This is a genomic window from Pseudomonas sp. PS01297, from assembly GCF_029959305.1.
In the GTDB taxonomy this organism is placed as follows: Bacteria; Pseudomonadota; Gammaproteobacteria; order Pseudomonadales; family Pseudomonadaceae; genus Aquipseudomonas; species Aquipseudomonas helleri.
Map to the genome: position 1 here is coordinate 1 of NZ_JASCPQ010000145.1, position 8,838 is coordinate 8,838.

6 protein-coding genes are annotated in these 8,838 nt (G+C 59.5%); all 6 read right to left on the reverse strand.

Translation table 11 applies throughout. The features are described 5' to 3' along the window. Positions 1–94: 94 nt before the first annotated feature. Positions 95–901 carry an N-formylglutamate deformylase gene (gene hutG / locus QMX84_RS24950; RefSeq protein ID WP_282365041.1) on the reverse strand — a complete coding sequence of 269 codons (807 nt, stop codon included), beginning with the start codon at positions 899–901 and terminating at the stop codon, positions 95–97. An 11-nt stretch (positions 902–912) separates the two neighbouring features. Then, positions 913–2,112 carry an imidazolonepropionase gene (gene hutI / locus QMX84_RS24955; protein ID WP_282365042.1) on the reverse strand — a complete coding sequence of 400 codons (1,200 nt, stop codon included), beginning with the start codon at positions 2,110–2,112 and terminating at the stop codon, positions 913–915. Between the two features lie 20 nt (positions 2,113–2,132). Beyond that, the gene (hutH, locus tag QMX84_RS24960; protein ID WP_282365043.1) at positions 2,133–3,677 is read right to left on the reverse strand and encodes a histidine ammonia-lyase; all 1,545 of its coding nucleotides are present in this window, start codon (positions 3,675–3,677) and stop codon (positions 2,133–2,135) included. 86 nt (positions 3,678–3,763) lie between these two features. Next, positions 3,764–5,164, reverse strand: coding sequence for an amino acid permease (locus tag QMX84_RS24965; RefSeq protein ID WP_282365044.1), 1,401 nt, complete (start codon positions 5,162–5,164; stop codon positions 3,764–3,766). Between the two features lie 79 nt (positions 5,165–5,243). After that, positions 5,244–6,776, reverse strand: a complete 1,533-nt coding sequence (gene hutH / locus QMX84_RS24970) for a histidine ammonia-lyase (RefSeq protein ID WP_262123352.1) — start codon at positions 6,774–6,776, stop codon at positions 5,244–5,246. Between the two features lie 30 nt (positions 6,777–6,806). Further along, positions 6,807–8,504, reverse strand: a complete 1,698-nt coding sequence (hutU, locus tag QMX84_RS24975; protein ID WP_282365045.1) for a urocanate hydratase — start codon at positions 8,502–8,504, stop codon at positions 6,807–6,809. Positions 8,505–8,838 lie beyond the last annotated feature (334 nt).

Consider the following 8,838-nt stretch of genomic DNA (forward strand, 5'->3'; position numbering starts at 1 on the left):
GGCTTGCTCGCGAAAGGATCAACGCGACCTGCCTGCCGGACCGCGTTGCCTGGATCGCGAGCAAGCCCGCTCCCACCTCACAGGTTTCAGACCATCAATCCTTCACGTAACGCTCCTGACCCCACTCGATCATCCGCGTCAGCAGTTGCTTGAGCACAACCTGCGTCGGCGCCGCCAGGTCTTCGCGGTAATTGAAGGGCTCGAACTCTTCCATGTAGGTGCTCTGGGCCAATTCCAGTTGCACGGCATGGATGTTATCCGCCGGACTGCCGTAATGCCGGGTGATGTGGCCACCCTTGAAGCGCCCGTTGAGCACATGACGATAAGCCGGGTGTTCGGCGCAGATCGCTTCAAGATCACCCGCAAGTTGTGGCGCACAGCTGGCGCCATTGAACGTGCCCAGGTTGAAATCCGGCAAACGCCCCTCAAACAAGTGCGGGATGTGCGAGCGAATGGAGTGCGCGTCAAACAGCAACGCATAGCCAAACTGGTCTTTGAGGCGTTTGAGCTCTTGCTGCAAGGTCTGGTGATACGGCTGCCAGATGCGTTCCAGGTAAGTCGCGCGCTCTTGCTTTGATGGCGCTTGCCCTTCGCGAAACAGCGGCACGCCATCAAACAGCGTGGCCGGGAACAACCCGGTGGTCGCGCCCACGTACATCGGCGCGTCGTCTTCGGGGCGGTTGAGGTCGATCACAAACCGCGAATACTCGGCCGCCAAGGTGCTGGCCCCCAGTTCTGCGGCAAATTCGTACAACTTGGGGATGTGCCAGTCCGTGTCCGGCAGGCTTTGCGCTTCGGGGATCAAGCCCGCCTGCACCGCCGGGGTCAGTTTTATGCCCGCGTGGGGCATGCTGATCAGCAACGGCACGCGGCCTTGTTTGAATGTCAGAACCTTATCCACAGCCTGTTCTCCTAAAGCTCGACGCCGTTGCGCACGACGCGTTTGTCCAGATCCCCACCCAACCAGTACGCAAGGTCTGCCGGGCGATCAATGTTCCAGGCGACGAAGTCGGCCACTTTACCGGGTTCCAGCGAGCCGTGGCTCTCGCCCAGGCCCAAGGCCGTGGCGGCGTGCTGAGTCACGCCGGCCAGCGCCTCTTCGGGGGTCATGCGGAACAGGGTGCAGGCCATGTTCAGCATCAAGCGCAACGACAAGCCCGGCGACGTACCGGGGTTGAGGTCGCTGGCGATGGCGATTTTTACCCCGTGTTTGCGCAGGGCCTCCATGGGTGGCAACTGGGTTTCGCGCAAAAAGTAGAACGCCCCCGGCAACAGCACGGCCACGGTCCCGGATTGAGCCATGGCAATAGCATCTTCTTCGGTCATGAACTCCAGATGGTCCGCCGACAACGCCTGATACCGCGCCGCCAGGCTTGAGCCGTGCAGCGACGACAGTTGCTCGGCATGCAGTTTGACCGGCAAGCCCAGTTGCTGCGCCACCTTGAACACCCGCTCGACTTGCTCCGGCGAGAACGCCAGGTACTCGCAGAACGCATCCACCGCGTCCACCAGCCCTTCGGCGGCCAGCGCGGGGAGCATGTGCGTGCAAATGTGCTCGATGTAATCGTCTGCCCGGTCTTTGTACTCGGGCGGCAAGGCGTGCGCCGCCAAACAGGTGCTGCGCACCGTCACTGGCAGCTCTTGGCCCAAACGGCGAATCACCCGCAAAATTTTGCGCTCGCTCTCCAGGCTCAGGCCATAACCGGATTTGATCTCGACCGTGGTCACACCGTCACGCAGCAAATTCAGCAAACGCTGACGCGCGCTGGCGAACAACTCGTCTTCGCTGGCGGCACGGGTGGCGCGCACGGTGCTGGCGATGCCGCCCCCGGCAGCGGCGATTTCGGCATAGCTCACGCCTTGCAGGCGCTGCTCAAACTCACCACTGCGATTGCCGCCAAACACCGTGTGGGTGTGGCAGTCGATCAGCCCCGGCGTGACCCATGCGCCGTCCAGGCCGATGGTGTGGCCGTATTCACCGGTAGGGACCTGCTGACGCGGGCCGATCCACTCAATGAAGCCCTCGCGGGTCACGATGGCGGCGTCTTCGATGATCGAATACGTGCCATTGGCCATGGTCGCGGCATTGCAGTGTTGCCAAAGCGTTTTCATTGCATCACTCCCTTGATGACTCACGCCTGGTAAGCGGCCAGTGACTGCAACGCACGCGGGTCTTTGAGGATCGCCGCGCTCTTGGCAATGTCAGGGGCCAGCCAGCGGTCTTGATCGTAAGGCGCAACGTGTTCACGCAGTAAGCGCCAGGCCACCTGGGTACCGGCACCGAAGTGCTTGGGCTGATGGAACTCAAACGCCTGCGCAGCCAGCAAGTACTCGATGGCCAGCACCTGCGTGGCGTTCTCCAGCACTTGCAACAGCTTGAGCGCGGCATTGGTGCCCAGGCTCAAGTGGTCTTCCTGCAGGGCCGAGGTCACGTAGTTGTCGAGCACGGCAGGTTGCGCCAGCTGGCGGTTTTGCGCACACAGCGAAGCGGCGACGTACTGGGTAATCATCATTCCCGAGTTGACGCCCGGCTGGCTGACCAAAAATGCCGGCAGGTCGCTGACATGCGGGTTGATCAGACGGTCGAGCCGGCGCTCGGCAATCGAACCGATTTCGGCCATGGCGATGGCCAGCCCGTCTGCGGCCAGTGCAACGGACTGCCCGTGTGGGTTGGCCTGGCTGACCACCCGGTAGGCGTCGGGCGTGCCCAGCACCATCGGGTTGTCATTGACCGAGTTGAGCTCGGTTTCGATCTGCACCACCGAGTGATTGAACTGGTCCCGCGCAGCGCCATGCACCTGCGGGATGGAGCGCAAGCTCAGGGCGTCCTGGGTGCGCACGCCTTTGCTGCTCGCGATGACTTCGCTGTCGGCCAGCAAGCGGCGCAAGTGGCGGCCAACCTGCTGCATGCCCGCGTGGGGCTTGAGCGCGAGGATCTCAGGGTCGAAGGCGTCGATCTGGCCGCGCAGCGCTTCAAAACTCATGGCGCCGGTCACATCCGCCCACTGCAACACCTGCGCCGCATCGGCCAGCGCCAGGCAGCTCAGGCCGGTCATGCACGGCGTGCCATTGACCAGGCACAGACCGTCTTTGGCGCCCAGTTGCACCGGGTTCAAGCCTTCGGCGGCCAAGGCTTGCTGCGCGGGGACGATCTGCCCACGGTAGCTGACATCGCCCACGCCCAGCAGGCCGACGCCGATGTGTGCCATGTGGGTCAAATAGCCCACCGAACCCTGGGACGGCACTTGCGGGGTGATCTGGTGGTTGAGCAGCGCCAGCAGCGCTTCGACCACCTGGCGGTGCAGGCCGGATTTGCCCTGGCTGTATTGAATGACCGCCGCACAGATGATCGCGCGGGTCTGTTCATTGCTCAGCGCCGGGCCGACGCCGCAGGCATGGCTGAGCAAGGTGTTGCGTGACAGGGCGCTGAGTTGCTCGTGCTGCAACGAAACGTTGCTCAAACCGCCCAGGCCGGTGTTGATGCCGTAAGCACGTTCGCCGCTCTGGACAATGCGCTGCACGATGGCCTGCGCGTTGTCGATGCGCGCCCAGGCCTGCGCCGACAGCTCCAGCCGCGCGCCATGCCGGGCAACCGCGACCACGTCTTGCCAGCGCAGGCGGGCGTTGTCGATGATCACGGCGTCGATCACTGTTGCTTCATTCTGTACGTTACTCATCGCTCACCTTTCTAACGCTAAACGGCCACGGCACGGCGTTGAACAAAACGGTCCACATAATCATCGGCCGGGGAATAATGACGCGCCTAGGAAACCTTGGGAGCCACTTCAAGCGCCTGACCCGCAGCAGGCTTCACCCACAACAAATAGGCCACTATCAGCAACACAATCCAGACCGCTCCTACTATCAGCGCTGCTTGGGTTTCAGGGAAATAGCCCAGCACGCCAAAGATGAACACCATAAACACAATGGCAGCAATGGGCGCATACGGCCAAAAAGGCACCGGGAACTTGAGCTCCGCTACCTGCTCGCGAGTCATTGAGCGACGCATGGCGACTTGAGTGACCAGAATCATCAACCACACCCATACCGTCGCGAAGGTCGCAATAGAGGCGATAACCAGGAAGATGTCTTTAGGGATCAGATAGTTGAGCAGTACCCCTCCCAACAACGTGACGCCCATCACCAGAACAGTCATCCACGGCACACCATGACGGGATATTTTGGCAAAGCCTTTTGGCGCCTGACCTTGCTGGGCCAAACCAAACATCATGCGGCCCGCCCCGAAGATATCGCTGTTGATCGCAGACACGGCGGCCGAGATAACAACAATATTTAGAAGGGTGGCGGCTGAACTGATGCCGAGGCTGTCAAAAATTTGCACAAATGGGCTGCCCTGGCTACCGATCTGAGTCCACGGGTAAATGGCCATCAATACGAACAGGGTCAACACGTAAAACAACAGGATACGTAACGGCACAGCATTGATCGCTTTGGGGATAACGCGCTGCGGACCTTTGGCTTCACCGGCGGTGATGCCGATAATTTCAATCCCCCCGAACGCAAACATTACGACCGCAAACGAAGCGATCAAACCGCCAACACCGTTGGGCAGAAAGCCGCCATAAGCCCACAGATTACTAATGCCTGTGGCAGCAGCGTCAGTACCGGACGTGCCTATGCCGAACAACATGATGCCAAAACCGGCCAAAATCATTGCCACAATGGCCGCCACTTTAAGTAACGACAGCCAGAACTCCATTTCGCCGAAGACTTTAACGTTGCACAGGTTCAACCCACCGATGAGCAGGACGATTCCCAAAACCCAGATCCAGCGAGCCACATCGGGGAACCAGAACCCCATGTAAATACCAAATGCGGTGATATCGGCTAAACACACGATGATCATTTCAAAGGCATAGGTCCAACCGAGAATAAAACCGGACATAGGCCCCAAATAGGTGCTGGCGTAATGACCGAACGAGCCAGACACTGGGTCGCGCACAGCCATTTCGCCCAACGCACGCATCACCATAAAAACAGCTGCCCCCCCGATCAGGTAGGCCAATAAAACAGCGGGGCCAGCCATCTGGATAGCAGCGGCTGAACCATAAAACAGACCCGTTCCGATCGCTGAGCCCAGCGCCATAAATCGGATATGGCGAGCTGACAGCCCGCGTTTCAAACCTTGAGTTTGGTTTTGCATTTCGCGTCCTTAATTATTTTTGTCGGCGAAAACAGGTACGCAGATCACGCCAAAAAGGCGCGCTCTGCGCTCTCGTTGGTTACAGGCTTGGTAGAGCCTGGGCAGGCAGCAGCGCATTTAAACAACGCGAGGTCAGCAGTTGAATAGCTGCATCAATGTCCGGGGCAAAAAAGCGATCCTTTTCATAGGTCGCGACTTTGCTGCGCAGGGTCATGCGGGCAATCTCAAGTTTGGCCGACGTTTTCAAACCGTCGCGCAAGTCCAGCCCTTGGCAAGCAGCCAACCATTCAATTGCCAGCACGCCGCGCGTATTCGCGGCCATTTCCCACAACCGTTTACCTGCCGCAGGAGCCATGGATACATGATCCTCCTGGTTGGCCGAGGTCGGAATACTGTCAACGCTGTGCGGGTGCGCCAGCGCCTTGTTCTCGCTGGCCAATGCGGCAGCGGTCACTTGGGCAATCATGAAGCCCGAATTGACGCCGCCATTGGCCACCAGAAACGGCGGCAACTGCGACATATGCTTGTCCATCATTAAAGAGATACGTCGTTCGCTCAGCGAGCCGATTTCTGCAATCGCCAAGGCTATGTTGTCAGCGGCCATGGCGACGGGCTCAGCGTGGAAATTGCCGCCAGAAATCACATCACCTTGCTCGGCGAACACCAACGGGTTATCCGACACAGCGTTGGCTTCTATGCCCAACACTTCAGCCGCCTGACGAAACTGAGTCAGGCAGGCGCCCATCACTTGTGGCTGACAGCGTAAGGAATACGGATCTTGTACTTTGTCGCAGTTTTTGTGCGACTCCGACACCTCGCTGCTCGTACCCAGCAGGTCGCGGTACAGCGCGGCAGCATCGATTTGCCCACGCTGGCCGCGCGCGGCATGGATGCGCGGGTCAAAGGGCGAGCGCGAGCCCAACACCGCTTCAACGGTTAAGCCACCGCATGCCATTGCGGCAGCGAACAAATCCTCGCCTTCAAACAGGCCACGCAATGCATATGCCGTCGATACTTGAGTACCGTTGAGCAAGGCCAGCCCCTCTTTAGCGGCCAACGTCAGCGGCTCTAAACCTGCTTGTTTCAGGGCCGCAACGGCATCCAGCCACTCACCGTTGTGGCGTGCTTTACCTTCGCCCAGCAACACCAGCGACATGTGTGCCAACGGTGCCAAGTCCCCCGAAGCACCCACCGAGCCTTTGAGTGGGATGTGTGGGTAGACTTGGGCATTAATCAGCGCAATTAACGCGTCGATGACAATCCGGCGAATACCAGAAAAGCCGCGGCTCAAGCTGTTGACCTTAAGTACCATGATCAAGCGCACCATATCGTCGCTTAGCGGCTCGCCGACACCCGCCGCGTGAGACAACACCAACGATCGCTGAAGGTTTTCAAGGTCTTCGCTGGCAATCTTGGTCGACGCCAACAAACCAAAGCCGGTATTGATGCCGTAGGTGGTGCGGTTTTCTATCAGGATCTGTTCAACGCACGCCACACTGGCATCAATCTGCTTAGAAGCACTGTCGTCCAGGCTGAGACTCACCGGTTGCTGATAAATGTTACGCAGTTGGGCAAGGCTCAACTGGCCCGGGATCAGGTTTAAACGATTCACAATAAAGCTCCTGCAGGTTGTGCGTTTGAGTTAGCCGTTGACCATCGGCAGATTCAGGCCCTGTTCGTTGGCGCAGTCGATGGCGATCTGGTAACCCGCATCCGCATGGCGCATCACACCGGTCGCCGGGTCGTTGTGCAGCACACGGGCGATGCGCTCGGCCGCTTCGTCGGTGCCGTCACACACAATGACCATGCCCGAGTGCTGCGAGAAGCCCATGCCAACGCCGCCACCGTGGTGCAGCGATACCCAGGTCGCGCCGCTGGCGGTATTGAGCAAGGCGTTGAGCAGCGGCCAGTCAGAGACGGCGTCCGAACCGTCTTGCATCGATTCGGTTTCACGGTTCGGGCTGGACACCGAACCCGAGTCCAGGTGGTCACGGCCGATCACGATCGGTGCTTTGAGCTCACCGCTGCGCACCATTTCGTTGAACGCCAGGCCCAACTTAGCGCGCTGGCCCAGGCCAACCCAGCAAATGCGTGCAGGCAAACCCTGGAAGCTGATGCGCTCGCGGGCCATGTCCAGCCAGTTGTGCAGGTGGTCGTCGTCAGGGATCAGTTCTTTGACCTTGGCGTCGGTTTTGTAGATATCTTCTGCATCGCCCGACAGCGCAGCCCAACGGAACGGGCCAATGCCACGGCAGAACAGTGGGCGGATGTACGCCGGAACAAAACCCGGGAAGTCGAACGCATTTTCAACACCCACTTCTTTGGCCATCTGGCGGATGTTGTTGCCGTAGTCGAAGGTCGGAATACCGGCTTTCTGGAACGCCAGCATGGCTTCTACGTGCTCGCCCATCGAGGCTTTGGCGGCTTTGACCACGCCCGCCGGATCGGTCACGGCGCGGTCGCGGTACTGCTCCCAGGTCCAGCCTTTTGGCAGGTAGCCATTGAGCGGGTCGTGGGCGCTGGTCTGGTCGGTGACCATGTCCGGGCGAATGCCACGGCGCACCATTTCTGGGAGCAGTTCAGCGGCGTTACCGCACAGTGCGATGGAAATCGCCTTGCCTTCGGCGGTGTATTTGGCGATGCGGGCCAGGGCATCATCCAGGTCAGTGGCTTGCTCGTCGACGTAGCGCGTGGCCAGGCGGAAGTCGATGCGGCTCTGCTGGCATTCGATGTTCAGTGAGCATGCACCCGCCAGGGTCGCGGCCAGCGGTTGTGCGCCGCCCATGCCGCCTAAACCTGCGGTGAGCACCCATTTGCCGACCAGGCTGCCGTTGTAATGCTGACGACCGGCCTCAACGAAGGTTTCGTAAGTGCCTTGGACGATGCCTTGGCTGCCGATGTAGATCCAGCTGCCGGCGGTCATCTGGCCGTACATGGCCAGGCCTTTGGCGTCGAGTTCGTTGAAGTGTTCCCACGTGGCCCAATGCGGCACCAGGTTGGAGTTGGCGATCAGTACCCGTGGTGCGTTGCTGTGGGTTTTGAACACGCCGACTGGCTTGCCCGATTGCACCAGCAGGGTTTCGTCGTCATTGAGGTTGGTCAGGCTTTCGACGATTTTGTCGTAGCACTCCCAGTTACGCGCCGCACGACCAATACCGCCATACACCACCAGCTCGGTCGGGTTTTCTGCCACCTGTGGATCAAGGTTGTTCATCAGCATCCGCAGTGGTGCTTCAGTCATCCAGCTTTTAGCCGTGAGCTGAGTGCCACGGGCGGCGCGGATCTCACCTTCGCGGTGACGGTTGGACGCGACAGGCGATTTAGGGGTAGTTGAAGTCACGGGTAACTCCTCAGTGCTGGGCAGGTGAACACTTATGTACTTGTACATACAAGCATATGCAAGTAAGCGGCCAACGTGAGTTTGCTGTCAATTAAAACATCGCAACATGGGTTGAAAGGCCCGAAAACAAGGGCGTTGAGGCACGCACAAGGTTTGCGTAAACATGCAGGAGGGAGAGTAAGGGGATGTTACTTGAAGGGCGTTTTGCGTCTTTTTGGGGCGTTAGGTAACAAGATGGGGCGTGGCTTAACTCGACTTGTGGGAGCGGGCTTGCTCGCGATGCAAACTACGCCGTGTATCAGGCACATCGCAGTGATGCTATCGCGAGCAAGCC